Source organism: Nocardia jiangxiensis NBRC 101359 (assembly GCF_000308615.1).
Lineage (GTDB): Bacteria > Actinomycetota > Actinomycetes > Mycobacteriales > Mycobacteriaceae > Nocardia > Nocardia jiangxiensis.
This window is the reverse complement of record NZ_BAGB01000166.1, coordinates 110,404-137,063: the sequence shown is the minus strand read 5'-3', so window position 1 is coordinate 137,063 and position 26,660 is coordinate 110,404. Positions and strand designations below refer to the sequence as shown.

Genomic DNA, 26,660 nt, shown 5'->3' with positions numbered 1-26,660 from the left:
ACCATCTCGTTCAGTAGGATTTCGGAAGCCGAAGACTATGTTGGGCAACATAATTGAGGATCATCTCGCGGCTGACCGGCGCGATTCGAAGCAATCGTGCCAGTCCCCATTGCGGGAGTAGGCCGAACTCCGTACTGAGCCCATTCCCGCCATGGATCTGAATCGCCTGATCTACGCCGGCGGCCGCCGCTTCGGCCGCCGCGTATTTCGCGATGTTGGCCGCCTCACCCGCGGGCAGCCCGTTCTCGTACAGCCACGCTGCCTTCGCCGTCATCACGGCCGCGAGATCGATCTCGATCTTCGCTTTGGCCAGCGGATGTGAAATCCCTTGGTAACCGCCGATGGGTGACCCCCACACCGATCGAGTGCGTGCGTAAGATGCGCCACGCTCGACAGCGAAGCGGCCGATGCCGATACATACCGCTGCTCCGGTGATTCGCTCCGGATTGAGGCCGTCGAAGACGTGCCGGAAGCCCTCGTTCTCGATGCCGATGAGGCTGTCGGCGGGTAGCCGGACATTGTCGAAGTGCAGGGTGAACTGTTTCTCCGGGACACTGATTCCGACCGGCAGGCGTTGTTCGACCAGACCCGCAGCGTCGGTCGGTACCAGGAACAGTGACATCCGTGCTGCGCCGGTGGATTCGTCACGTCCGGTGCGGGCGACGACGATCAGTGCGGCTGCTTCGTCGACGCCGGAAATGTAGTACTTGGTTCCGGTGAGAAGATAGTCGTCGCCCGATCGTCGTGCTGTCGTGGATATCCGATGGCTGTTGGATCCGGCGTCGGGCTCGGTGATCGCGAAGACGACCTTCGTACCGGAAGCCATGCGCGGCAACCACTCTCGTCGCTGCTCATCGGTGCCGTACTTGGCGAGCAACTCGCCGGAGATCGCGCTCGAGACCAGTAGTAGCAGTTGCGGGCACCCGTGTGCGGCGGTCTCTTCACACACCATCGCAAGTTCGGTCATGCCCGCGCCGCCACCGCCGTACTGTTGCGGCAGGTTGATTCCGATGAATCCGTGGTCGGCGAGGTCCTGCCAGAGTTCGGTGGTCGGTTGGTGTGCCACAGCACGTTCGGCGTAATAGGCAGGCCCGTACTTGTCGGTGATCGCACCGACTGATCGACGAAGTTCTTGGTGCTCGACCGATTCAGCGAAGTCCATCAGGGTCTCCCATGAGCTTGTCGGGTATGTCGGTATATGTCGCTCGCAGAAACTCGCCGAGCCCTTTCGCCTGCGGGTCGGTCCGGGTACACGATGCGACACCATCGCCCAGGAACCCGACGATGACGAAGTTCAGTGCGCGAAGATTCGGGAACTCGTACCGGCGAACCTCGAAGCCCGCTGCATCGGAGACCAATTCGGTGAGCCGCTCGGTCGTCAGATGTGAGCGCAGCCAGTTCCATCGCTCAGCGGTATCCGTCCAGATGCCGACGTTCGCCTTGCCGCCCTTGTCGCCTGAGCGGGCCGCGACCACCGAACCGAGCGGACGCCTGGTTGTCGGGCCGAAATCAGCAGTGCCAGAGTTGTATTCGACACCACGGATGACCCCGCTGTATCGGTCGTCGGTCTGTGGGGCGTGCTCGATCGTTTCCCGATACCCATCCGCGTGCACCACGATCTGCTCGATCCCCGCCGCCGGCACCACGGTCGGCCAGTAGACGCCGAATTCGGATGCCGACGATGGTGGGGTTGTGGTGTGGAATCCGGCGTAGCCGCCGACAGCGAGTTCGAGAACCGCGTTGGAGAAGGCGCGGTCGACCTTCGACCTGTCGCGGTCCTTGACAGTGACCCGCAGGTGCGCGGTCGCCTCGCTCAGCCGCGCCGGTTCGGCGCGGTCGTAGCGCAGCAGTTGGACGTCGATGTCGTCGAAAGCCTCGCGCCCGCCGAGGATTTCGAACAGCTGCTCGGTGGCCCAGCGAGCTTTTTCCTCGATGTCGAGGCCGGTCAGCACCAACGTCATCGTGTTGCGGTACCCGCCGATGAAGTTCATCGCGACCTTCAGCGTCGATGGCGGGGGCGACCCGGTCGCACCGCTCACGCGGACCCGGTCTGTGCCGTCCTGGGTCAGCTGCAGTGTGTCGAAGTGCGCGACGACATCCGGGTTCAAATACACCGGTGAGTCGACCTCGTAGAGCAACTGAGCGGTAATGGTTCCGGGCGACACCGTCCCTCCGGTGCCATCGTGTTTGGTGATGACGAAGCTACCGTCGTGCGCGAGCTCCGCGATCGGCGAGCCCGGGTAGCGGCGGTCGGCGATCTCGTGGATCTGCGAGTAGTTGCCGCCGGTGGCCTGCGGCCCGCATTCGATGATATGACCGGCCGCCACCGCACCTGCCAATGCGTCGAAATCGGTGCGTTTCCAGTCGTGCCACCACGCTCCGACGCCCAGGACGAGAGCCGCATCGGTGACACGCGGGGTGATCACGATATCCGCGCCCCGGGCCAGCGCCGCCGCGATCCCCCAGCCTCCCAGGTAGACATTCGCCGAAATCGGCTGTGCGCCAGCCTGTTCCAGCGATATGTCCTTGTCGAGGTGGCGCAAGGGGTGACCAGCGGCTTGCAACTGTGAGAGACGATCGACGATATCGTCGCCCTCCACATGGGCGACCGCCAGATCGAGCCCTTCGGCTTGCACGATGGACCGGACCCGCGCCGCCAAGCCTGCCGGGGCGAGCCCGCCGGCGTTGACCACGATTTTGATGCCGCGGTCGGCACAGGTCCTGGCAACCTGTTCGAATTGGGTCACAAACGTTTTCGCATAACCGGTTTCGGGATCCTTCTGCTTCGCCTTCCAAAGGATCAGCATGGTCAGCTCGGCGAGATAGTCGCCGGTGACCACGTCGACCGGCCCGCCTTCGACCATTGCCCGGAAAGCGGCAAGCCGGTCTCCATAGAAGCCCGACGCATTGCCGATACGCACCGGCCGACGCGGAGTCGTCCTGTTCATTAGTCGAATTCCCTTCAGCAAGCGCCGGTTCGGCTAGGACGTCCGGTTCCCGGTGCCCCCGCGAATGCCTGGGCGATCGACATCCATACCCGCGCGACGGTACCTATGATGTTCAGCTTGGTGTCGTCAGGATGGCGGCGCTGGGTGACCACGAGTACGAAGTCCTCCGCAGGACCGGTCACGCGGTTTTCGGCATCGGCCGGTCCCCAGGTCCACACCCCATCCGATTCGGACGCGTCCAGTTCCACGCGCACCGGTTCCGTCGGCACTTCGAGGTTGTTCAGGCGATGGGCGAACGCGAATGTGCTCACCCCGAGATGAGCGATGTTCCGCAGCCCCGGACTCAGTGGATGCTCGACGCCCAGCGCATCGTAGATGTCCTGACCGTGTGCCCAGGTCTCCATCAGCCGTGCGGTTGCCGAGGAAGCTGCGCTCATGTCCGGACCGAACCAGGGCAGACGCCGACGCGGATCCTCGGTGTCGAACGCGGTGAGCAGGCGACTGCGGGACTCGTCGAACCAGTTCAGCAGTTCGCGGGGGGACATGTGGCGGTGCGCTTCGGCCACACGGTCGGGAAAGTCCGGACCGAGCGCCATCAGCCGGTCGGCCTCGACACGGAATCGGCCGGCGTCCGTGAGCGCCAGATGAGCGCAGTCGTCGAAGTAGGCGAGGTGCGACACCTGGTCGCGGATCGCCCAGCCGTCCGCGGGAGTCTTGGCATCCCAGGCGAGTTCGGCAGAACAGGATAGATAATCGACCAGCAGGTCGGTCTCATACTTCAGATCGCGCAGCAGCGCGGGATAGTCGAGAGCCATCATTTCCCCTGCCATCTCGGGGCGCGTTTCTCAGCGAAGGAAAGCATGCCCTCCTGTGCGTCCGCGCTGGAATACACTGGCGCCCATATCATTTCGGCGCGATCGAAAGCCTCGCGCAACGGGTGTTCCGCGGTCAGCGCCATTGTCTGCTTGCCCGCCAGAACCGAGAGCGGCGCGTTCGCAGCAATCTGCTCGGCGAGTGCCTGCGCGCGAGCGTGGAGCCGGTCCGGTTCGGCCAATTGATTCACGAATCCGATCTCGTGAGCACGCTGCGCTGTCATCGGGGCGCCGGTCAACACGATCTCCATTGCGATCCGGCGGGGGATCATCAGTGGAAGTGGTGCTGCCCAGGGCGATCCACGCCCCACCTTCACCTCCGAAATGGCGAAGGTGGCAGTGGTGGAAGCGATACACAGGTCGCAGGTCTGCGCCAGCAGGAAGCCACCGGCGAACGCAGCACCGTTGACGGCCGCAATCGTGGGCTTGCGCACGTCGATATTGCGGCCGAACTGCGGGACATAATCGATCGGCGGAATCGTCAGTTTCTCGGTGGACATCTCTTTGAGATCGCCCCCGGCGCAGAACGCTCTGTCGCCGGCACCGGTGAGCACGAGCACCTTGGCCCGCTCGTCCGCGTTGAATTGGCCGATCGCCTCGAACAGTCCGTCGCGCACCGCTTTGCTGAGGCTGTTGCGGGCATGCGGCCGATTGATGGTCAGCCAGGCGACGCCGCGGTCGACGTTGTAGAGAACCGCGTCACTCATCGGCCTCACCGTCCTGCACGATCGCCAGCACTGCGCCGGAATCGACTTGAGCCGCCACCGCGACCGGGATCTTCACGACGATCCCGTCCGCGGGCGTGCGAATGGTGTGCTGCATCTTCATGGCCTCCAGCACCACGACCGCATCCCCGGCCGAAACCGACTGTCCCTCGGTCACTTCGACTCGCACGACCGTTCCGGGCATCGGTGCGAGCAGTGACCCGGCCTCCTGCATGTCGCTCGGGTCGGGGAAGCGCTCGACCTCTCGGAGTTCGGTAGCGCCCAGGGCGCTGTCGACGAAATGCGTTGCTCCGCTACGGGTGATGTGATACTGCCGCCTGATGCCGTCGATGACGATGTCGACGAATTCGGCTGTCGCCGTGTTCAGCTCGAGGCTGTCCGAACGCCGATCGCCGATTCGAGCAATGAGACCAGCACGGTCGAAGCGGTACTCGACGGTGATCACCTTGTCACCGCACTCGAAGGAAACCGATTGGGGTGCACTGGGAAGGGTGCGGAATCCCGACGGGAGCCGGGGCAGTACCGGCGAATTCGTGCGACGCCCCGCCTGCGCTGCCAAGGCGGCCACGAGGGCATGCGTGTGGCCGGCCGTCCCGTCGCTGCTGCGGCGCGCCATCAGATCGGCCGGATCGTGCCGGTCGAGATATCCGGTATCGATGGCGCCGGAGCGGAATTCCGGCTCGCGCAGTATGCCGATCAACAGATCGCGGTTGGTGGTCACCCCGTGGATGCGAGTCTCCTGCAGCGCCCGCGCGACCTGGTCGCACGCGGCATCGCGGTCGGCTCCGTAACCGATCACCTTGGCGAGCATCGGGTCGTAGAACGTGCTCACATGCGAGCCGGAGGCGAAACCGGCGTCGATGCGGACGCCCGGCAGTTCCGCGAATTCCAACGTGGTCAGCGTGCCCGATACCGGAATAAAGCCCGCCGCAACGTCTTCGGCGTACAGGCGGACCTCGACCGCGTGCCCCTGCGGCGCCGCGTCGAGCATTTCCTCGGGTAGTGGTGCGCCCGAGGCGACCAGCAATTGTCCGCGAACCAGATCGACGCCGGTGACGAGTTCGGTGACGGGGTGCTCGACCTGGAGGCGGGTGTTGACCTCGAGGAAGTAGAACGAACCATCCTGTGCCATCACGAATTCCACCGTGCCGGCGCCCTCATAGGACAGGGCCTTGCCGGCGGCGACCGCGGCTCTGCCGAGCTCGTCGCGCAGCGCGTCGTCGACTGCGGTAGAGGGAGACTCCTCGACGATCTTCTGGTATCGCCGTTGGATCGAGCATTCGCGTTCGCCGAGATGGACGACGGTTCCGTAGCTGTCGCCGAAGATCTGCACCTCGATGTGCCTCGGTGACTCCACGAACTTCTCCAGGAATACCGTGCCGTTCCCGAATGCCGATGCCGCCTCCCGCCGGGCACTGCGGACGGCATCGATCAGCTCACTCTGGTCGGACACGATGCGCATACCGCGCCCACCGCCGCCGAATGCCGCCTTCACGAGAATCGGAAAGCCGATCTGTTCCGCTGCTGAACGCAGCCGATCGGGGTCCTCGTCGGACTCGCTTTCGACGGTGGCCCCCGGCAACACCGGTACTCCCGCGGCCGACATCATGCGTTTCGCCTCGATCTTCGATCCCATCGCGGCAATAGCCTCCGGGCTGGGGCCGACGAAGATCACACCCGCCGTCGCGCAGTCGCGGGCGAATTGCTCGTTTTCGGAAAGGAATCCGTAGCCGGGATGGACCGCTGTAGCGCCGGTGCGCCGGGCCGCATCCAGAACGAGGTCCGCGCGTAGGTATGTTTCGGCGGGCGTGGTGCCGGGCAGGTGAACCGACTCGTCGGCTTGCAGGACGTACGGCCCGTCGCGGTCGGCGTCGGAATACAGCGCTACAGTCGCGATATCCATCTGCCGCGCGGTGCGGATGATCCGGGACGCGATCTCGCCGCGATTGGCGATGAGCAGTTTGGTGATCACAGGTCGCTGGGATTTCGCAGGCAGTTCTGTTGTGGAGGGCATCGGATTTCTCACATCCTGAAGACGCCGAAGCCGCGCCGACCGGCGACCTTGGCGGAATGGGCTGCGGACAGGGACATGCCGAGCACGGCACGGGTGTCGCGCGGGTCGATCACGCCGTCGTCGTAGAGGCGCGCGGAAATGAAGAACGGGTGGGATTCGTCCTCGATCTGCTGCTCGATCGCGGCGGTGCGCTTCGCGTCGGCCTCGAGATCGAACTCCCGTCCTGCCGAGGCGGCGGCGGCCTTGCCGACGATGGAGAGCACACCGGCGAGCTGTTGAGCGCCCATGACGGCGAGCCGGGCATTGGCCCAGGTGAACATGAAGCGGGGGTCGTATGCGCGACCGGACATTCCGTAGTTTCCGGCACCGAAGGATCCCCCCATATTGATGCTGATATGCGGCACGTCGCTGTTGGTGACCGCGTTGATCATCTTGGCGCCGTCCTTGATGATCCCGCCCTGCTCGTACTCGGTCCCCACCATGAACCCGGTGACGTTGTGCAGGAAGATCAGCGGGGTATCGGTCTGGTTGGCCAGAAGGATGAATTCCGTTGCCTTCTTGGCTTCTTCACTGAACAGCACGCCGCGGGTGTTGGCGAGGATGCCGACCGGGAATCCATGAATCGAGGCCCACCCGGTCGCGATGCTGGTGCCCCAGCGAGGCTTGTACTCGGAGAAGCGGGACCCATCGACGATGCGGGCTATGACCTCTCGGGGGTCGAAGGGGATACGTGGATTGCCGGACGCGATTCCGAGTAGCTCCTCTGCGTCATAGCACGGTTCGTCGGCCGGCTGTGTCGGTCCGGGACCGAGTTTGCGCCAGTTGAGGTGGGCGACGATGTCGCGTCCGATGCGGAGGGCGTCGGTCTCGTCGACGGCGAAGTAGTCGGCCAGACCCGAGATCCGCGAATGCATGTCCGCGCCGCCGAGTTCCTCGTCGTCGGCGTCCTCGCCGGTGGCCATCTTCACCAGCGGCGGGCCGCCGAGAAAGACCTTTGCCGCGTTGTCGACCAATACCGCGTAGTCACACATACCCGGTACGTAGGCGCCACCCGCGGTCGAGTTGCCGAATACCAGGGCGATGGTAGGGATGCCCATAGCGGACATCTCGGTCAGCTCGTGAAAGATCCGGCCCGCGTGGACGAACAACTCCGCCTGGGTCGGCAGATCGGCACCGCCGGACTCTACGAGATATACGACCGGCAGCCTGTTGATGCGGGCAATCTCCAACGCACGCAGGTTCTTTCGCAGTGTGTAGGGGTTCATTGTGCCGCCGCGAACCGTGGGGTCGTGCGCGATGATCATGCACTCGACACCCGAGACCACGCCGAGACCTGTGACGATCGCGGCGCCGACGTTGAACTCGGTGCCCCAGGCCGCCAAGGCCGACAACTCCAGGAACGGGCCATCACGATCGATGAGTAGTTCGATTCGCTCTCGGACCAGCAGTTTGCCGCGATCATGGTGACGTGTGGCGTAGCGCTCGCCGCCACCGGCGGCGACCAGCGCCAGTTGCTCGTTCAGGGCGGCCACGGCCGCCGACTGAGCTTGGTGATTCTCCAGATACGTCGACGACGCTGTGTCGACCTCGGATTTGAGTACGGGCATCCGTACGCCTTTCGATTCGAATGTCGCGATCACTGGCGGCGAGCGAGTACGACGTACCAGCGAGTTAGTGAATGGTCATACACTATCGCATGGATAGTTATCGCGGAAGTGTGGGCTTGTTGCGGTTCAAGCGGCATGGCGAGGCCTGAAAACCCATCAACTTCGGCTCTCTAGTGATTTGCTAGTAACTATCTGGTCTGTTGAGGTCGACAGTGCCGGCGACGGAGCTGGTCACTCGCCCTTGATTGCCCGGGGTGGTGGCGGGTCGGTAGGTGTCGATCCGGGCCTCGGGGCGGGATTCTGTGAGCGTCGGCAGCAACTTGTCGCGCGCACGTTCGTATTGTTCTGTGATGGCCTGGACCAGTTCGGCCACCGTGGTGACTGCACCGACCCCCGCTACACTGTGCCCCGCGCTCCAGGCGGTGCGGTTGCGCAACAACCGGTCCTGTTCGAATCCGCTCGAGCTTTCCTGGTTGGCGGCGGACCGGTCGTCGCGGGCCAGCCAGCTCGCCAGCAGATTGGCCGGGATGCCGCCGACCCGGGTGGACAGTGTGACGTCATCGAGGGTCGATTCGATCAGCGCGGTTCGGTACTCGTCCGTGGCAAGGCTTTCCGATGTGGCGATGAATCGAGTCCCCAGATAGACGAGGTCGACGCCCAATACCTGTGCGGCGAGTATCGAGGTGCCGTCGGTGATACCCCCGGCCAGCACGATCGGGCCGTCGTAGCGGGCTCGGACGGCGCGTGCGAACGCAAATGGATTGGCCCAGCCGGTCTGGCCGCCTGCGCCGGCGGTGAGTAGCACGAGGCCGTCGGCCCCGGCCTCGATGGCACGTTGTGCGTGCGCCATGCTCGAGACATCCGCGAATACCCGGCAGCCGATGGCATGCAAGGGGGCGATGACCGGTTTCGGCGACCCCACGCTGGTGATCACGAGTTCGACTCCGTGCCGGACCAGGCAGTCGAGGTCCGCCTGAAGGCGGGTATTCGTCCGGTGTACCACCAGATTCGGAGCGACGGGAGCCGTCGGGCCGTCGTGGTCGATGAGGGCCGCGAAGATCTGCCGGAGCCAGGTGTCCAGTTTTTCCGTGGTGGCGGCGTTATGTGTGGGGAAGGAGCCGACCACGCCGCTGCGACATGCGGCGATCACGAGCTCGGGTCCCGACACGCTCGTCATGGGCGCGGCGATGGCGGGAACGGTCAGTCGATTCGCGAGGGCTTCGGGCAATGCCATGCCGCTAGTAAATCACGAATCACTACCGTGGTGGCGGCATGTTTCGTGTCGCACCGTTCAGGATCGCGGAGCAGCTCTGAAGGTGTATTCGTGCGATGTATACCGATAGATCGGACTTGACACGGTGACCTACATCACCGACCATGTAGCCGTAAGTAAATCTCGCAACACATCGTTAACGTGAGCGCGAGGTGCGGCACCCCGGGAGTTGGGCCAAGGGCGCGACGAGGCACCCGGAACGCTGGCTGCGTGGATTCCGGTCGGCGTCAGAGAAGTTCGAGGAACTATGACGGCACCGGTAGCAGCACCCCAACATACTTTCGCCGCACTGGTGTCCCGGATAGTGGAGTTGAACGCTCGGGTCAGCGAGCTGGCCGAACACGCCGGCGGCGATGGCGCGAACCGGCCCTACCTCCAGTTGCTGGGGGTGACACTGGAGCGCACAAAGCGACGACTTGCCTGTGTACGTGGGCGTCCGGCCGATACAACGGATCTGGCTGAGCTGTTGACCGATGTCAGCGCGGTGCAGTCGACGCTGCGCAAGCACACGCTCACACAGCCCAGCTTCGCACCGGGACGGATTTTCGACGCGTTGGCGCGGTTGAGTAGAAAGACTACCGCCGCCGAGGTGTTCGAAGCTGCCGCTGCCGAGCTGTGCGCGGCTGCGGGATTCGACCGGGCGATGGTCTCGACTGTGCGTGGTTCCATCTGGGCGCCGTGGTTACTCTTCCTCTCCGACGGTAACGACAGCGGCTTCAATCGTGAGCTCACCGACTACATAGCCGACCTGCAGATTGCCTTGGCCTCGCCGATGGTGGAGGCGGAAATCGTGCGGCGGCGGCTGCCTGCCCTCGTCTCGGACGCACAGAATGAGCCGCGGACTTTTCGGCCGCTGATGGAGGCATCCAACACCCGCGAATACGTGGTGGCGCCCCTTATCGTCGGTGGGTCGGTGTTCGGGTTGCTGCACGCCGACACCTATCTGTCGCGGCGCCCGCTCACCACAGCCGATCGGGACAGTTTGCGCACGTTCGCCGAGGGGGTCGGTGTGATCTACGAGCGCATGGTGCTCGAATCACGCCTGACGCGCCAGCGCGAACAGCTTTCGGAGGCTTTCCGATCCGTCGGGCAAGTTCTGGAAGCGCCCGTGCGGATCGCAGTCCGATTTCCGGACCCGATGGTCCGGACAGCTGTCGCTGTCGAAGCGGACGGATTCTCCCCGGCGGAAGTCACCGCCCGAACCGAGCCAGGCGGTTTGGCGAGACTGACCGCGCGTGAACGTGAGGTACTGAAGCTACTGGCGAGTGGCGTGACCAACGCCCAGGTGGCAGACCGGCTCACGGTTGCTGAGTGCACAGTGAAATCCCATGTCAAGCACATCCTGCACAAGCTCGGTGCTCCCAATCGTGCCAGTGCCATCGCGCAATACATCCGGGCCACGAACTCTGAACGGCGGGTGTGACAATGCCTGTAGCAATGGCCAGTGATTGCACCGGCACCAGCCCGACCGGCCGCGTTCGCCTGGGATGGCGTCGACGAGAGAATGAACTTGTAGCCCGGCTCGCAGTGCTGCGGGACGCGGTCTTCGAGGCGGTCGGTGGTGCCGCCCCTCTCCCACAGGTGGAATGGGACGGCCCGTGGCGTTCGGCGGAGGTGGTCTCCAATCTCGTCCACTTCTGCATTGCGCGATTGCGCAATGTCCGCAGCACCGATAGTACGGCCGCCGAGACGTTGTGCGGACTGATTCTCGAGCTGCAGCAACTGGCAATGGACCTTTACCTCCACGACACTGGTCAACGCAGTCAGCGGCTGGCGGAGTGTGCCGCGGGACTGAGTCGGTTGCGAAGTATTCGCGACACCACGGCGTTGCTCGACGTAGCCTGCGAGGAGGTCGTGCTGCGGTGCGGTTTCCAGCGGGTCGTTCTGTCCCGGGTCGAAGGCCGCTCATGGCGTCCGTCGATGGCGCATTTCGCCGGCGAGCGCCAATCTGAATCGTGGTTCGTGGACTGGATCAACCAGAGCATTCCGCTCGATTCCCGTGCGCCAGAGGCACAGTTGCTCGCCAAACGGCGTCCGTCGTTGGTGTACGACACATCCAACGCCGCGGTGTACAAGCCGATCATCGTCGATGCCGGGCGGTCCCGGTCGTATGTGGTGGCACCGATCGTCCATGCTGACGACGTGGTCGGATTCGTCCATGCCGACCACCATCCGCTGACTCGCCGCGCCGATGAGGGGGACCGGGATGTGTTGTGGGCCTTCACCGATGGCTTCAGCCACATCTACGAACGCACGGTGTTACTGGAACGGCTACGCGACCAGCGTGACCAGGTGCGGGACTTGGTCGTTTCAGCAGTGAATCGTATGGACGACCTGTGTGAATCCGATATCGCCATGGTCCGTGCGGCCGATTCTGACGATCACGAAAACCCGACTCCGTCGAAGTCCGTCTACGGAACGACCGGTAGTCTCACCGAACGGGAAGCGGACGTCTTCCGCCTGATGGTTGCGGGCGCTACCAATCGTGCCATCGCCGAGCAGTTGGTCATCACCGAGGGCACTGTGAAATCGCACGTCAAACATATTCTCCGGAAATTCGGTGCGGCAAACCGGGCACAGGCGATCGCCTGGTCGCTGCAGGGCGAATAGTGCTGCGGCTTCGCCTCTTTCGCGTGTGACCGGCGATCTGCGAGGCCGGACTCCTTCCATTCGATATGTGATGGCGGCTTCCCCGGGTGAATTCCGGGGGAGCCGCCACGTTCGTACTCAGTTGATCCGGCGGGCGTGCATGCCGGGCATGACGGGGCTGATCCGGACAGAGTCGCCGGGCTGCGGGGCCTGGATCATGCGGTTGTTACCGAGATAGATGGCAACGTGGCCCGGGCCGTCGGGACCCCAGTTGCCGAACAACAGATCACCCGGTGCCGCGTCCGGCAGGGGGACCTCGGTGCCGACGTGCCATTGGCCTTGTGAGGTACGGGGCAGGGTGATGGTTCCGCCGCTGGCGGTGTGCACGGCATAGGACGTGAGTCCGGAGCAATCGAATCCGCCCATGGACGGCCCATTGCTGCCCCCGCCGCCCCAGACATACGGAATACCGAGGTATTTCATCGCGTCGGCGACAATGCGGGTGCCGATGTCGGTGGCCGGGCGGAGCAGATCGGATGCCTGCTGGAGCCAGTCGTAGTCCTTCTCGGTCGCCCGGATGCGGGCGACGTAGGGTTTGGTTTGGTTTTCGTAATCGGCGCTGCCGGACGGCATCCCGTGTGAGCGCAGAACAGCTGCGGCGCCGGCATTGTAGGCGGCGAGGGTGAGGTCCAGCGTATCGCCGGTAACCAGCCCCTTGGCCTTCCACGACTGTATCTGCCGGTAGTCGTCGCACAACAGGTGTCCCGACGCCATGACCGAGTCGCCGACATCGAAGACATCGGCGCGACCGGTGCCGTGAACGTCCTTTCCATAAACAGCCCAGGTGCCAGGCATGAACTGTCCGGGGCCGAGCGCGCCGGCCGGTGATACGGGTGCGTCGGGCCCGTAGTGGAATCCGTTCTCGGCTGCGTAGAGAGCCGCCAGAGTGGGCGCTGTAACACCGGAACACAGCGTCCCGGCCTGCTGGAACCACGGCACGAATGCTGCGATTCGCCCGCTGGTCATCGCCGGCGGCGCCGCTGCGGCATCGGGTACCGGGATGACAATCGAACGAGTCGGACCGACTGTGCCCTGGCTGTCGGGAAACTGGCCCGCAGGCACGATGCGGGTCGCCGGCGGCTGACGGTGGCTTTCGGCGGGATCTGTCCGGGTCCGGACCGGCTCGTGATTCGTATCGGATTGCGCTCGAAGCGCATTCGGCGCCGACATCATCGCTGCGATGTGATCGGAGGCTCCTTGGATGCCATTGCGGGCGGCCTGCTGCGCCGGCTCGGGCAACTGTGCGACCGCGTGGTCGAGTCGGGCACTGAGCGATGTGGCGGCTTTGCCACCAGATTCGACTGCTACCTGCGCGGATGCCTTGGCGCCGCTGGGAAGGTTGGCGTTGTCGATCGCACCCGTCGCGTTAATCACGATGGTGGCGATCACGGAAATCGGATCCGACATCGCGGCTCACCCTTCTGGATCGGTTTACTCGGAGTTCGGCAGAGACTGTGCTACCTGCAACCCATCCTGATCAGTGCTCGCCGTCGCCGAATCCTCCTCCGATAGGCGATACGCCCTCCTATAGGGGGGGAGTGATGGGCAGGAAGCGGGCAAAATGATCGGTCGATCGTTATTCCTGTGCCGAATCGGCATGATGTTCGCCGGAAAACTCGACGTCAGCGCCCTGGCCCGAGGTGATCGGGGTGCGGGAATCTCCCCCGATCGGATAGTGGGCTTCCCCCCGGGGGATATCGCCCGCAGGTGATTCGCGTCATATGTTTAGGACGTTCTCGATGACGTGAGTGTTATCCGGCCCCAGTTCGGAGGTTGCGCGAATAACCGCACACACCGTACATCCGGGAGCTGAGTCACCCCATTTCGACAGCGGATCCACCGAACTCGGGACTGCCGCTGTCCACAGTGATGAGGAGGAAGTCGATGACCGGTTCGCCGGATACCGGCTCGGCCACACCGAAATCGGTGATGCACCGGACAGTGAGAGTGTCGAAACTGGTCGATCCTGCTCTGCGGCCGGTCGGCGCATTCTTCGAAATGTGTGCCGCGACATTTCGTGCCATGCTGAAGCCGCCGTTTCAATGGCGGGAATTCGTGTTGCAGTCCTGGTTCATCGTTCGAGTATCGATGGTACCCACACTGATGGTCGCGGTGCCGTTCACCGTCCTGGTGGTATTTACCCTGAATGTCCTTCTGGTGGAATTCGGCGCGGCAGATCTGTCCGGCGCCGGCGCCGCGCTCGGCGCGGTTACCCAGATCGGGCCGCTGGTGACGGTTCTCGTGGTGGCCGGCGCGGGCGCGACTGCGATCTGCGCCGATCTCGGGGCGCGCACCATCCGCGAGGAAATCGATGCGATGCGGGTACTCGGCATCGATCCGATTCACCGGCTGGTCGTGCCACGTGTTCTGGCCTCCACGGTGATCGCCCTGCTGTTGAACGGCTTGGTCATCACCATCGGAATAGTCGGCGGATTCATTTTCTCAGTCTTTTTTCAGAACGTTACACCCGGTGCTTACGTGTCCTCGTTGACTTTTGTCACCGGAACGCCCGAGGTTGTCATATCCGAATCTAAAGGTTGCATTTTCGGGCTGATAGCGGGATTGGTCGCGTGCTATCGCGGACTCACCGTCAAGGGTGGCGCGAAGAGTGTCGGAGACGCGGTGAACGAAACCGTGGTGTATGCCTTCATGGCGCTATTCGCCGTGAATGTCATCGCCACAGCTGTCGGCGTCAAGTACGGAACGGGAAAGTAGTCATGGCTACAATATCGACATTGGTCGTCGCCCCGCGCAGGACATTGGAGTCTCTGGGCGATCAGGCGTTGTTCTACTGGAAGACCGTACGCTACTCGCCGCATGCGTTGCGCTCGTACAATCGAGAAACGATGCGCCTGATCGCCGAGATCGGCATGGGCACCGGAACGCTCGCCGTTATCGGGGGCACTATCGTGATCGTCGGGTTCATGACCTTCGCGGGCGGCACCCTCGCGGCGATTCAGGGCTTCAATTCGCTGGGAAACATCGGCGTCGATGCGCTCACCGGATTCTTCGCGGCATTCTGCAATGTTCGAATCATGGCGCCCATCACAGCGGGTATCGCATTGTCGGCGACGATCGGCGCGGGGTCGACCGCGCAGTTGGGGGCGATGCGGATCAGCGAGGAGGTCGACGCGCTGGAGGTCGCCGGGATTCGATCGATGTCGTATCTGGTGTCGACACGGGTGATCGCAGGCGTGGTCGCGATCGTGCCCATCTACTCGGTTGCTGTCATCATGTCTTTTCTTGCCGCCCGGGTGATCACGGTCGATGTCTACGGACAACCTTCCGGAATCTACGACCACTACTTCTTTACTTTCCTGCGTCCGAGCGACCTGTTGTGGTCTTTTCTGCAGGCATTGCTGATGGCGTTGGTGGTGATGTTGATCCATTGCTATTTCGGATATGGGGCCGCGGGCGGTCCGGCGGGGGTCGGAGAGGCAGTCGGACGTGCTGTTCGCACCTCGCTGGCTGTGGTGGTGATGGTCGTCCTGTTCGCCTCACTGGCCATATACGGCGTCTCCGGAAAATTCGACCTCGCGGGATAGGCACGATATGAGTACAGGTAGGAAGAACCACTATAAGAAGCCACCTCTGATCAGAGCCGGGCTGGCGCTGACTGCGATCTTGGTGGCAGCAATCCTGTTCTGCACGTTGTCGTTTCACGGCGACCTGACGCGCACGGTCCCGATCACTGTGGTTTCCGACCGGTCGGGCCTGGTGATGGACGACGGCGCAAAGGTCAAACTGAACGGTGTCGTGATCGGGCACGTACGCAGCGTGTCCCAGACCGACGGGCGAGCGCGGCTGAATCTCGACATCGATGCGCCACGGTTCGCGTTACTGTCCGCCGACACCACTGCCCAGATCAAGGCGACCACCGCCTTCGGGTCGAAATACGTTGCGCTGCAGACCGCATCGAATCAAGGGCGCCCGTTGGCGGCGGGCGCGCAGGTGCTCTCGACCAATGTGACGACCGAGGTGAACACGGTCTTCGAGAACCTCGAATCGGTAATGCAGCACGTGGACCCCGCGAAGCTGAACTCCGCGTTGTCCGCCGTCTCCGACGGGATGCGTGGCCGTGGACAGCAACTCGGTGACACGCTGGCGAAAACGGACGCAACCCTGGCTCGTTTGCATCCGGCGATGCCGCAGCTGCAGCGTGACCTGCACGATGCCGCAACCGTCACCAACATGTACGCCGATGTCGCACCTCAGCTTCTGGATATGCTCGGCTACGCCTCGACCACCGCGGAATCAGTTGTCACGCATCAGTCCGAGCTGGTATCGGTCCTGCAAGCGGCAGTCACCTTCGGCAATCAAGGCGCTGGGCTGACCAACGACCTCGAACACGGGCTGGTCGATTCGATGCGGCTGCTGGTTCCGACCGCGGGACTGCTCGCGAAATACAGTCCAGAGCTGACCTGCCTACTTCACCAGAGCGTGAATACCCGTAACGCCCAGCTGAAGTCGTTCGGCGGCAATACCGGGTATTCCGCCGACCTCGACATCGGCTTTCTGGGCGGGGCGGACCCGTACCGGTACCCCGACAACCTTCCCAAGGTGGCGGCCAAGGGCGGGCCCGGCGGCAAGCCCGGCTGCTATCCGCTGATCACCCGCCAGATGTATCCGGCGCCGGTGCTCGTCACCGACACAGGCGCGAACATCGTCGATTCGACGGCTCCGCGCATCGGTTCGCCGTACTTCGTGGACTACCTGTTCGGAAATATCCTGGGAGGGCCGGCGCACCGATGAAGATATCCGGAACCATCCTCAAGCTGTCGATATTCGCGGTGGTCATGGTGTTCTTCACCATAGCGGTGATCATCGTGTTCTCCCAGATGCGCTTCGGGTCCGAGCGGATGTACCGAGCCGAGTTCAGCGACGCGTCCGGACTGAAATCGGCGGAGTTCGTGCGGGTCGCCGGTGTGGAAGTCGGCAAGGTGAAGTCGGTGCACGTCATCGGGAACGGTACGGCCCTGGTCGAATTCGGGCTCACCCACGATGTGCCGATCACCGAGTCGACCAAACTGGCGGTGCGCTACGAAAATCTGGTCGGCCAGCACTATCTCGAACTGCTCGACAGTCCGGGCTCGACGACCCCGCAGCCCTCACAGGCCACCATTCCGGTGAGCCGTACGGTGCCGGCGTTGGATCTGGATGCGCTGATCAACGGCTTTCGCCCGTTGTTCAAGGCATTACAGCCCGACCAGGTCAACCGGCTCTCGAACTCCCTGGTGGCGGTCCTGCAGGGACAGGGGGGCACGATCTCAGATCTGCTGCGCCAGGCTGGACAGCTGACCTCGACGCTGGCCGATCGGGATCAGCTGATCGGGTCGGTGATCAAGAACCTGAATACCGTGCTGGGCACGGTCGACAAGCGAAATGCCGAATTCGACCAGGGGATCGACAAATTGCAGCAGCTCATCAGCGGGCTCGCCGCGCAATCCGATCCCATCGGCGATGCGCTGGTTCATGTGAACAACGCGTCGCGGTCGGTGGCGGATCTGCTGACGAATACGCGGCCCACCATCAAATCCGACATCACCGAGATGGGCCGGCTCGCGGGAACGATCAACGGCGGCAAGGACTACGCCGACTGGGCCCTGCACAGTCTGCCCGACGCCTACAACCGGCTTTCCCGGCTGGGCCTGTACGGCGACTTCTTCACCTTCTACCTCTGTGACGTGCAGATCAAGGTCAACGGTCCCGACGGCAATCCGGTCTACATCCCGATCATCGGGCAGCGGGCAGGAAGGTGCACACCCTGATGACAAGCCAGAAGAGCAACCACAAGAAGACCCACACCGTCCGCACCGGACTGATCGGGATCCTCGTCGTCATCGCACTCGTGGTGGTCGCGGTGGGCTTCGACACCATCAGTTCCTGGTTCGGCTCGTCGACGACATATTCCGCGTACTTCGGCGACACCGGTGGAATCGTGTTGGGAGACAAGGTCTTTCTCGCCGGGGTCCAGGTCGGGACGGTGAAGAACATCGATATCGACGGCGACAAGGTCCTGATGAAATTCGACGTCGACGGGCCGGCACTGGGCAATGACACTCAGGTAGCCATCAAGACGCTGACCGTCCTGGGACGCAAATCCCTGCAGATCACTTCCCGCGGGAACAGCAAACAGCCGGCGGACCGCCCGATACCGATCGAGCGGACTCGTACTCCCTACCTGCTCACCGATGCCCTCGGCGACCTGACCACGACGGTCAGCAACCTGGACCTGGGCCAGGTCACCGATGCACTGGGTACGCTCAGCCGCACCCTGGACCAGACCGCTCCCAATCTCGGTGCCGCACTGGATGGTGTTGGGCGCCTGTCGAATTCGGTGGCTTCACGCGACAAGATGGTGCAGGACCTGTTTCACAACGCCGAGTCGCTCACCAAGGTGCTCGGCGGCCGCAGCGACCAGATCAACAAACTACTTCTCGACAGCAATACCCTCTTCGAAGCGTTGAATCAGCGCCGCCAGGCGATCCAGACCCTCCTGACGAATCTGTCGTCGGTGACGTCGAATATCGCCGCGCTGATCGACGACAACCAGCAGCAACTGCGGCCCGTGCTGCAGCAGCTCAACAGCGTCACCGATCTGCTGAACCGGCGCAAGGATGATCTGGCCAAGGCCATTCTTCCGGCCAGCCAGTACATCACCTCGCTCGGGGAGTCGGTTGCGTCGGGCCCGTTCTTCAAGGCGTACATCATGAATCTGCTGCCGGGACAGTACCTACAGCCCTTCATCGACGCCGCGTTCAAGAATGCGGGGCTCGATCCGAGGCCGCTGAACGCGCCACAGGCCGCGTCCGCCCCCGCCTCGAGCGCGGCTCAGACGCCGGCTCGTGTCCCGAGCCCGGCGCCCGCGCTGCCCGGATTGCCTTCGCTGCCAGGACTGCCGCCGCTGCCCGGATTGGGGGGATGACGATGTCGCGTACAGCGCTGGTGAAGCGTGTCATCAAGAGCAAGGTGGTGCTTGTCGGCGTGACCGCCGTTGTCCTGGCGGGCATCGCGGGAATCGGCTGGCACTTCTACAACCGGGAGACGACAGAATCCGCGACCGCGTATTTCGAGAACACCAACGGGTTGTTCGTCGGGGACCGGGTCAAGATCCTGGGTGTCGACATCGGCACGATCGACGCGATCGATCCGGATGGCAACCGGATGCGGGTGAAGTTCCACTACAACGCTCGCTACAAGATTCCCGCGCAGGCCAAGGCGGTGATCCTCTCCCAGAGCCTGATCTCGGCCCGTGCGATCCAGCTGACTCCGGCCTACACCGGCGGTCCGCAGCTGGCCGACGGCGGTCAGATTCCGCTCGAACGCACCGCGGTGCCGATCGAATGGGACGATCTGCGCAAGCAGTTGCAATCGCTGGCCGACTCGATCAACCCGACCCAGCAGAACAAGGCCGGCGCGCTCGGCGACTTCGTGAACTCCGCGGCGAATGCGCTCAGCGGCAAGGGTGATCAGATCAACGACACCCTCAACAAACTCTCCAACGCGATGACGACACTGTCCGACGGGCGTGACGATCTGTTCGCCACGGTGCGGAACCTGCAGGCGTTCATGACCGCGTTGTCGGCGAGCGACAGCCAGATCGTCCGGCTGAACCAGAACGTTGCCTCGGTGTCGAGTGCGCTCGATGGCACCGATCAGGAGTTGGCGACTGCGTTGCAGAGCGTGGATGCCATGTCGAGCCGGCTCGAGCAGTTCGTCAAGGACAACCGGGACCCGGCGGCCAAGTCGGTCGCGGACCTGGCCGCGGTGACCAAGTCGCTCAACGATATTCGTCCCAATATCGAGCAGTTGCTGCATGTCGCGCCGACGGCGATCCAGAATTTCTACAACATCTACAACCCGGCACAGGGATCGTTCACCGGTGCGCTGGCGGTGACACAGCTCGACAATCCGGTGCAGTTCATCTGTGGCGCAATTCAATCGGCGAGTCACCTCGGCGCGGCGGACGCCGCGAAGCTGTGTGTGTCACAACTGGCGCCGGTGCTGCGACTGCTGCAGATGAATTATCCGCCGGTCGGCGTGAACCCGGTTTCGGGTCTGTCGGTGCGTCCGGAGCAGATCGACTACAGCGAGCAGTGGCTGCGCGGCCGCGCGCCCGCGCCCGCGACCACCCAACCGGTGAATGCGGCCGGCGGTCTGGCCGGGCTGTTGGGAATCCCGAATCCCGCGAGTACAGGAGGTGGCCGGTGATGCGGTGTAAAAAGCGTTTCGCGGCGATGGCGTTGATCGGCGGTCTCGCGCTGGGCGCGGCCGGATGTGAGTGGCAGGGGCCGAACTCGCTGCCGCTGCCCGGCACGGTCGGCGGGGATACCGGTTCCTACACCGTCAAGATCGAGATGCCGAATGTGACATCCATTCAACGTAATTCGCGCGTCCGGGTGAACGACGTGACCGTCGGCAACGTCACCGACGTGCAATTGGTGGGCTGGCACGCGCAGGTGACGGTGACCCTGAATCGGGATGTGCACCTACCGGCGAACGCCACCGCCAAGATCGGCCAGACCAGTCTGCTGGGCTCGCTGCACGTCGAGCTGGCGGCCCCGCTGAACGAGCCGCCGGTCGGAGAACTCAAGGACGGCAGCGTGATTCCGGTCGACCACGCCAGCACATATCCCACCACCGAGCAGACGCTGGCCTCGCTGTCGACCGTGCTGAACGGCGGTGGGCTGGCGCAGCTCCAGGAGATCAACAACCAGACGAACGCGGCCCTGTCCGGCCACGAGAAGGAGGTTCGTGATCTGCTCACGCAGACGAACACCTTCAGCAGCGACCTCAATGCGCAGAGCAATGACATCATCAGTGCCGCAACGGGCCTGAACCGTCTGGCAGCGACCGTCGGGAAGCAGAACGACGTGCTGGCGACCGCCCTCGATCGGATTCCGCCCGCTCTGTCGATCCTGGCGCAGCAGCGTCAGCAGCTCACCGACACGGTCACCGCGCTCGGCGGGTTCGCCGACTCGGCCGACCAGGTCGTCACCGCCAGCTCTCAGGATCTGCAGCAGAACCTGCATGACATCGAGCCGGTCATGCGTGAGCTGGCCGATGCAGGACCCGATCTGACCGGGGCGCTGGGGTTGCTCCCGACATATCCGTGGCCGCTGGCGAATATTCCGAAGTTCTTCCGTGGTGACGCGGGAAACCTGAGCGGCACAGTCGATCTCACCCTCGGACGGCTGGGGCGCGGACTGTTGCAGGGCACGCCGCTCGAGGGGGTGCTCGAGAACGCGGAAACGCGCCTGGGGCGCACCGTCGACCGGGTGCCCGCCTTGTCGACGAAGAATCCGTTGACCGCGGGCCTGGACAACGTCGTCGTGCGAGGTGGGAAATGATCCTGTCCAAATTCGTACGCATCCAGCTGATCATCTTCGCCGTCGTGACGGTGGTCGCCCTGATCGTCATGGGCGTGGTCTATCTGCGAGTGCCGTCGCTGGTCGGCATCGGCCGGTACCGGGTCTCGGTGCAGCTGAACACCAGCGGTGGTCTGTACGACAGCGCGAACGTGACTTATCGCGGCAATACCGTCGGCATTGTCACCGGTGTGGCGGCGACCAGGACCGGCGCCGTGGCGACACTCAGCGTGGACAGTTCGGTGCGAATCCCGGTGTCGTCCACTGCGAATGTGCACAGCCGCTCGGCGATCGGTGAGCAGTATCTGGATTTCGTGCCGACCTCGCCGGACGGGCCGTATCTGAAGGACGGCGACGTGGTTCCCGCGACGCGCACAACGGTGCCACAGGACATCGCGCCGCTGATCGACACGTTGAACACCAGCCTCACCTCCATTCCCAAGGACAAGCTCTCCACGCTGATCAACGAGACGCAGAACGCTTTCGGCGGCTCCGGTGACGCCCTGCAGCGCCTGTTGAACGGGACCGACCGGGTGCTCGACCAGACGCACACCGATACCGGTGCGGTGACCACACTGATCGACGATTCGGCTCCATTCCTGGACTCACAACAGGTCAGCAGCCCCGCGATCCGGGACTGGGTCGCGCATCTGTCGAACTCCGTGCGACAGGCGCAGGCCAGCGATCAGCAGGTTCGCGACATCCTGAAAACCGGGCCCGGGTCGGCGCGTGAGGCCAGCGAACTGTTCGGACAGCTGCACCTGACCGCGCCGCTGCTGGTCGCGAACCTCAGCAGCCTGGGCCAGGTAGCCGTGACCTACAACGCGTCCATCGAGCAACTACTGGTCCTGCTGCCCGCGAGCGTGAGCGCGCTCAAGACCATCAACCTCCCGGATTCCGGCGGCACCAACCGGGCCTTCCTGGACTTCAAGCTGAACCTCAACGCCCCGCCGCCGTGCACCACCGGATTCCTTCCGCCCGCACAGCGCAGGGATGGCTCGTCGGTCGATGCCCCGGTGCGCACCCCGAATCCCATCTACTGTGCGATTCCGCAGAACGCCGACAACGCGGTTCGCGGCGCCCGCAACCTGCCCTGCATGGACCACCCGGGCAAGCGCGCGCCGACGGTCGAGATGTGCGACAGCGACAAGCCCTACGTTCCGCAGGGCACCAACCCCTGGCGGGAAAACCCCACGCCGACAATCGACAACCCGCAGGCGCCCGCCGCACCCGCGTCCGCGCCGACACCGCATGTGGGCACCGCGAGCTACGACCCCGCCACGGGCGGATATCTGGGCGGCGACGGGACCGTCTACACGCAGCCAGGACTGGTCCCCGGCACCGGACAGGTTGCACCGACACTGCAGACCCTGCTGACAGGAGGCCACTAATGACGCACCGAACCGCCGCGCCCCCACGGAGCGAATCGCCGACCGCTGAGGAGGACGTCGGCGACGAGCGAGAAATCGCCACGGAGCGGGAGACGGCAGAGTTCAATCCCGAGGACCTCGAGGACGAACAGGCCTCGGATGCCATCGATTCCGAGAGCACTGACGAGGACGCACCGCGCAACGCCGCCTCGCGATGGCTCGTGCGCCCGAGCCTGAACGCGGTCGGCGCGGCGCTGGTCGTACTTGTGCTGGCGGGGTTGGCGACGGCGGCGATCGCGCTGGTCATCGTGCATCGCAACAGCGACCGGGCCGGTGAACGAGATCTGGCCCTGTTGGGGGCCGCCCGTCAGGAGGTCGTCAACCTCATATCGCCGAGTGTCAAGGATCCCACGGGCAGCGCGAACCGCATCGCCTTCGATGCGACCGGTCAGTGGCTGGCGGAATTTCGGGGAGTCCAGAACAACTTCGTCGGTGCGATCAACGATTCGAAGACCGACTCGACAGGCGAAATCCTGGGCGCCGGAATCGAGCGGCACAACCCCGACGGCAGTACCACCGTGCTGGTGACGGCGGTGTCCAAGGTGTCCAATTCCTCGGGCGCCAAGGACGATCCGAGAACCTGGCGTCTGCGGGTCGATGTGGTCCAGGCAGCAGGGGGCTACAAACTCTCGAAGGTCGAGGTCGTCCCATGATCGCGCGCCTGGGGGTATCGAGAATTCCCTTCGCCGTCGGTGGCCGGCCGATGTCGATGATTCAGCGGAGGATCGGCTCGGTGGATCTGCGGCGGCGCATTTCCGGCCGCGGGGCGTTGAAATTGAGTGTGCTTGCGCTGCTGGCGGTTCTGGCGACGGCGTTCGCGGCGGTCGGGTACTTCTGCTACACGGTTCCCGACCGGCACACCAACGAGATTCGCAGCAGCGTCGCCGAGCAGGCTGGAAAGCTCACCGCGAGTGTGCTCACCTACCGGGCCGATTCGGTCGACTCGGACGTGCGCCAAGCCGAGAGTCACCTCACCGGGAATTTCCTGGCCTCGTATTCGAAGCTGACCGCTGACACGCTCATCCCGCAGGCCAAGCAATCCCACGTCGCCGCCCGATGGGAGGTCAGTGGTACCTCGCTGGTATCGGCCGGTGACGACTCCGCGGTGGTGCTGGTCTTTCTGCGCGGAGTGACCACGAACAGCACGAAGCCGGATCCGGCCTATCTGGTCAGCAGCACCCGGGTGCACGTGGTCAGACCGCACGGCCAATGGCTGATCGACCGAATGGAGCCGCTGTGAGAACCGTGGACATCGCGAAGGACGAGGCGCCGGTTATCGCCGAAGCGGATCTGGACACCACCGAATCGGAGACGGGCATCGCCCAAGCGGACCCGGAGCCGGAATCCGATGCGCCGCAGCCCCACACCGGACGTCGATACCTGGCGATTCGTATCGCCGCCGGGCTTCTCTCGCTCATCTTCGTGGTCGGTTGTGTGGCCGGTGGCTGGTCGATGAGCGGACACCACACGGTTGTCCGGAACAACGATCATGATCAGCAGATCATGCAGTTCTCGATGGACGCAGTGGCACAACTGATTTCGACCGACTCCGCGGATGCCGGCGGATACGTGGACCGCGTGCTGGCGAACTCGACCGGGCAGTGGCATGACGAATTCGACGCGCGTAAACGTTCGGTCCTGGACACGATGCAGGCATCTGGCGGCGTGAGTACCGGACACGGCGTCGCCGCCGGTATCGAGCGGCACAACCGGGACGGGAGCGTGACCGTCCTGGTCGTCGCTACATCCCAGACGTCGGTTCCGCTGCCGCAGTCGAACCAGGCTCCGGGGCCGGACCAGGCGAGCCACAGCCTGGCACCGCCCAACGGGGTGCAGGTGAAGACCGAGCCGAAGCAGTACCAGCTGCGCGTCGACATCACGGAGGTCGGCGGAAAGTACAAGCTTTCGAAAGTGGGGTTCGTCCAATGAGCGTCCGTACCGGTACCCGCTACCTACGCACAGTCGTATCGATCGCGGCAGATCTGGTTCCGGCGGCGATCGTCGCCGCGGCGATCGCCGCCGTCTCCTCGGTGTTGGGGAATCCGGTGTGGATGCAGGTGGTGTGCGGAGTCGTTATCGTCGCTGCCCTGGGCTTCGCCTGGTGGAACGGCCTGATGCGCAGGCGGCAGCACAGTCGCCGGCGCCTCGTTGGTGCCGCCGTTGTGCCGATTCTCATTCTGGCGCTGCTGGTTTCGCTACAGTTGCTGGTCCAGCACTCGGCCGATCGTGACCTCGCTTCCGCCCGCGACACCGTCGCAAAGGCGGCCTCCGACAGTGCGGTAGTGGTGCTGTCCTACAAGCCGGAGACCGTCGAGCAGGACCTCGCTTCCGCGAAAACCCGTCTGACCGGCGAATTTCTCGATACCTACGGTCAGCTGGCGGACACCGTGGTCGGCCCGACCGCCAAGGAGAAGCAAGTCAGCATGCAAGCCACACCCGTGGGTGCGGCGGTGGAATCGGTGTCCGAGGACAAGGCCGCCGTCATCGTCTACATCAACCAAACCACGACTGTCGCGGGCAATCCGCAACCGTCCCAGTCGCAGAACGCCTTGCGCGTGGGCCTGACGAAGGTGCAGGGGCGGTGGTTGATCAACCGGTTCGATCCGCTGTTCTGACCGCCAGGGCAGCGTAGGAGAAGGAGAGTCATCGTGAGTGGTGTCGAAGTCCATGTCGAAGGATTGACGAAATCGTTCGGCTCCCAGACGATTTGGCGTGATGTCACGCTGACTCTGCCGCCGGGCGAGGTCAGTGTGCTGCTGGGCCCCTCCGGCACCGGCAAGTCGGTGTTCCTCAAGTCGCTCATCGGGCTGCTGCGGCCCGAGTACGGCTCCATCCTGATCGATGGGACCGACATTCTGGAATGCAGTGAGAAGGAACTCTACGAGATCCGCAAGTTGTTCGGCGTGCTGTTCCAGGACGGTGCGTTGTTCGGGTCGATGACCTTGTTCGACAACACGGCGTTCCCGTTGCGCGAGCACACCAAGAAGAGTGAATCCGAGATCAAGAAGATCGTCATGGACAAGCTCGACCTGGTCGGCCTCACCGGCGCGGAAACCAAATTGCCGGGCGAGATTTCGGGCGGGATGCGCAAACGTGCGGGCCTGGCGCGGGCTCTGGTACTGGATCCGCAGATCATCCTGGTCGACGAGCCGGACTCGGGACTCGACCCTGTCCGCACCACCTACATCAGCCAGTTGTTCCTCGATATCAACGCACAGATCGATGCGACATTCCTGATCGTCACACACAACATCAACCTGGCCCGCACCGTGCCCGACAACATCGGTATGTTGTTCCGCCGCGAACTGGTCATGTTCGGTCCCCGCGAAGTGCTCCTCACCAGCGATGAGCCGGTCGTCAAGCAGTTCCTCAACGGCCGCATGATCGGCCCGATCGGCATGAGCGAGGAGAAGGACGAGGCTCAGATGGCGCACGAGCAGGCACTTGTCGACGCCGGTCATCACGCCGGCGGCGTCGAGGACGTCGAGGGTATCGTGCCGCAGATGCAACCGACCCCGGGAATGCCTTTCCGGCAGGCCGCGGCGCGGCGCGAGGAACGCGTGCGCGGCATCCTGCACACGCTTCCGCAGAATGCTCGGCGTGCCATCGAGGAGATGCTCGAACCGGCCGGGCTCTCCGCCTGACGCCTGTCCTACAAGGAGACTCCATGACCATCGATCTGGTCGATCCCATCCAGAACCTGGTTACCGCGATTGCGTGGCTGCTCATTCGAGGTCATCTTCCGCCGTCGTGATCGGCGAAGCTCTCGGGTGA

24 protein-coding genes are annotated in these 26,660 nt (G+C 63.9%); 16 read left to right on the top strand and 8 right to left on the bottom strand.

What is annotated here, in order from left to right; all coding sequences use genetic code 11:
- Positions 1–10 precede the first annotated feature (10 nt).
- From ON40_RS40930 to ON40_RS40900, 7 genes are all read right to left on the bottom strand, one after another.
- Positions 11–1,162: an acyl-CoA dehydrogenase family protein gene (locus tag ON40_RS40930; RefSeq protein ID WP_040830948.1), complete on the bottom strand. Its 1,152-nt coding sequence runs from the start codon at positions 1,160–1,162 to the stop codon at positions 11–13.
- Positions 1,149–2,948: an acyclic terpene utilization AtuA family protein gene (locus tag ON40_RS40925; protein ID WP_040830947.1), complete on the bottom strand. Its 1,800-nt coding sequence runs from the start codon at positions 2,946–2,948 to the stop codon at positions 1,149–1,151. The genes ON40_RS40930 and ON40_RS40925 overlap by 14 nt, the downstream gene beginning before the upstream one ends.
- 14 nt (positions 2,949–2,962) lie before the next feature.
- Positions 2,963–3,763: a TIGR03084 family metal-binding protein gene (locus tag ON40_RS40920; protein ID WP_040830946.1), complete on the bottom strand. Its 801-nt coding sequence runs from the start codon at positions 3,761–3,763 to the stop codon at positions 2,963–2,965.
- Positions 3,763–4,527 carry an enoyl-CoA hydratase/isomerase family protein gene (locus ON40_RS40915; protein WP_040831001.1) on the bottom strand — a complete coding sequence of 255 codons (765 nt, stop codon included), beginning with the start codon at positions 4,525–4,527 and terminating at the stop codon, positions 3,763–3,765. The genes ON40_RS40920 and ON40_RS40915 overlap by 1 nt, the downstream gene beginning before the upstream one ends.
- Positions 4,520–6,559 (bottom strand): ATP-binding protein, encoded by a 2,040-nt coding sequence (locus ON40_RS40910; protein WP_051194379.1) that lies wholly within the window; start codon positions 6,557–6,559, stop codon positions 4,520–4,522. The genes ON40_RS40915 and ON40_RS40910 overlap by 8 nt, the downstream gene beginning before the upstream one ends.
- An 8-nt stretch (positions 6,560–6,567) precedes the next feature.
- The gene (locus tag ON40_RS40905; protein ID WP_040830944.1) at positions 6,568–8,166 is read right to left on the bottom strand and encodes an acyl-CoA carboxylase subunit beta; all 1,599 of its coding nucleotides are present in this window, start codon (positions 8,164–8,166) and stop codon (positions 6,568–6,570) included.
- 181 nt (positions 8,167–8,347) lie between these two features.
- Positions 8,348–9,400, bottom strand: coding sequence for an NAD(P)H-dependent flavin oxidoreductase (locus ON40_RS40900; RefSeq protein ID WP_063713201.1), 1,053 nt, complete (start codon positions 9,398–9,400; stop codon positions 8,348–8,350).
- 343 nt (positions 9,401–9,743) lie between these two features.
- Between ON40_RS40900 and ON40_RS40895 the strand changes: the two genes are divergently transcribed.
- Positions 9,744–10,862 (top strand): LuxR C-terminal-related transcriptional regulator, encoded by a 1,119-nt coding sequence (locus ON40_RS40895; RefSeq protein ID WP_051194378.1) that lies wholly within the window; start codon positions 9,744–9,746, stop codon positions 10,860–10,862.
- A 104-nt stretch (positions 10,863–10,966) separates the two neighbouring features.
- Entirely contained in the window at positions 10,967–12,049 is a 1,083-nt protein-coding gene (locus tag ON40_RS40890) for a helix-turn-helix transcriptional regulator (protein WP_245568214.1), read from the top strand.
- Between the two features lie 117 nt (positions 12,050–12,166).
- Here the strand turns inward: ON40_RS40890 and ON40_RS40885 are convergent, their stop codons facing one another.
- Complete coding sequence (locus ON40_RS40885) at positions 12,167–13,477, bottom strand: C40 family peptidase (protein WP_245568213.1); 1,311 nt, start codon at positions 13,475–13,477, stop codon at positions 12,167–12,169.
- A gap of 172 nt (positions 13,478–13,649) precedes the next feature.
- Between ON40_RS40885 and ON40_RS52820 the strand changes: the two genes are divergently transcribed.
- From ON40_RS52820 to ON40_RS40820, 14 genes are all read left to right on the top strand, one after another.
- A complete protein-coding gene (locus ON40_RS52820) occupies positions 13,650–13,799 on the top strand; it encodes a hypothetical protein (RefSeq protein ID WP_157186759.1) in 150 nt (49 codons plus the stop codon).
- 218 nt (positions 13,800–14,017) lie between these two features.
- Positions 14,018–14,803: an MlaE family ABC transporter permease gene (locus tag ON40_RS40880; RefSeq protein ID WP_040830941.1), complete on the top strand. Its 786-nt coding sequence runs from the start codon at positions 14,018–14,020 to the stop codon at positions 14,801–14,803.
- Between the two features lie 2 nt (positions 14,804–14,805).
- Positions 14,806–15,633: an MlaE family ABC transporter permease gene (locus ON40_RS40875; protein WP_051194377.1), complete on the top strand. Its 828-nt coding sequence runs from the start codon at positions 14,806–14,808 to the stop codon at positions 15,631–15,633.
- A gap of 7 nt (positions 15,634–15,640) precedes the next feature.
- Positions 15,641–16,840: an MCE family protein gene (locus ON40_RS40870; RefSeq protein ID WP_051194376.1), complete on the top strand. Its 1,200-nt coding sequence runs from the start codon at positions 15,641–15,643 to the stop codon at positions 16,838–16,840.
- Entirely contained in the window at positions 16,837–17,856 is a 1,020-nt protein-coding gene (locus ON40_RS40865; protein WP_040830940.1) for an MCE family protein, read from the top strand. The genes ON40_RS40870 and ON40_RS40865 overlap by 4 nt, the downstream gene beginning before the upstream one ends.
- Positions 17,856–19,013 (top strand): MCE family protein, encoded by a 1,158-nt coding sequence (locus ON40_RS40860; protein WP_040830996.1) that lies wholly within the window; start codon positions 17,856–17,858, stop codon positions 19,011–19,013. The genes ON40_RS40865 and ON40_RS40860 overlap by 1 nt, the downstream gene beginning before the upstream one ends.
- Positions 19,010–20,299 carry an MCE family protein gene (locus ON40_RS40855; RefSeq protein ID WP_051194375.1) on the top strand — a complete coding sequence of 430 codons (1,290 nt, stop codon included), beginning with the start codon at positions 19,010–19,012 and terminating at the stop codon, positions 20,297–20,299. Before ON40_RS40860 ends, ON40_RS40855 begins: the two co-directional genes overlap by 4 nt.
- Positions 20,299–21,438, top strand: a complete 1,140-nt coding sequence (locus tag ON40_RS40850; protein ID WP_040830939.1) for an MCE family protein — start codon at positions 20,299–20,301, stop codon at positions 21,436–21,438. Before ON40_RS40855 ends, ON40_RS40850 begins: the two co-directional genes overlap by 1 nt.
- The gene (locus ON40_RS40845; protein ID WP_040830937.1) at positions 21,435–22,847 is read left to right on the top strand and encodes an MCE family protein; all 1,413 of its coding nucleotides are present in this window, start codon (positions 21,435–21,437) and stop codon (positions 22,845–22,847) included. The genes ON40_RS40850 and ON40_RS40845 overlap by 4 nt, the downstream gene beginning before the upstream one ends.
- Complete coding sequence (locus ON40_RS40840) at positions 22,847–23,539, top strand: Rv1363c family protein (protein WP_051194374.1); 693 nt, start codon at positions 22,847–22,849, stop codon at positions 23,537–23,539. Before ON40_RS40845 ends, ON40_RS40840 begins: the two co-directional genes overlap by 1 nt.
- An 80-nt stretch (positions 23,540–23,619) precedes the next feature.
- Positions 23,620–24,126 carry an Rv1363c family protein gene (locus ON40_RS40835; protein WP_157186758.1) on the top strand — a complete coding sequence of 169 codons (507 nt, stop codon included), beginning with the start codon at positions 23,620–23,622 and terminating at the stop codon, positions 24,124–24,126.
- On the top strand, positions 24,123–24,815 hold the full coding sequence (locus ON40_RS48910; RefSeq protein ID WP_051194372.1) for an Rv1363c family protein: 693 nt from the start codon (positions 24,123–24,125) through the stop codon (positions 24,813–24,815). The genes ON40_RS40835 and ON40_RS48910 overlap by 4 nt, the downstream gene beginning before the upstream one ends.
- The gene (locus tag ON40_RS40825; protein WP_051194371.1) at positions 24,812–25,501 is read left to right on the top strand and encodes an Rv1363c family protein; all 690 of its coding nucleotides are present in this window, start codon (positions 24,812–24,814) and stop codon (positions 25,499–25,501) included. The genes ON40_RS48910 and ON40_RS40825 overlap by 4 nt, the downstream gene beginning before the upstream one ends.
- A gap of 33 nt (positions 25,502–25,534) precedes the next feature.
- Positions 25,535–26,530 (top strand): ABC transporter ATP-binding protein, encoded by a 996-nt coding sequence (locus ON40_RS40820; protein WP_051194370.1) that lies wholly within the window; start codon positions 25,535–25,537, stop codon positions 26,528–26,530.
- Positions 26,531–26,660: the final 130 nt, after the last annotated feature.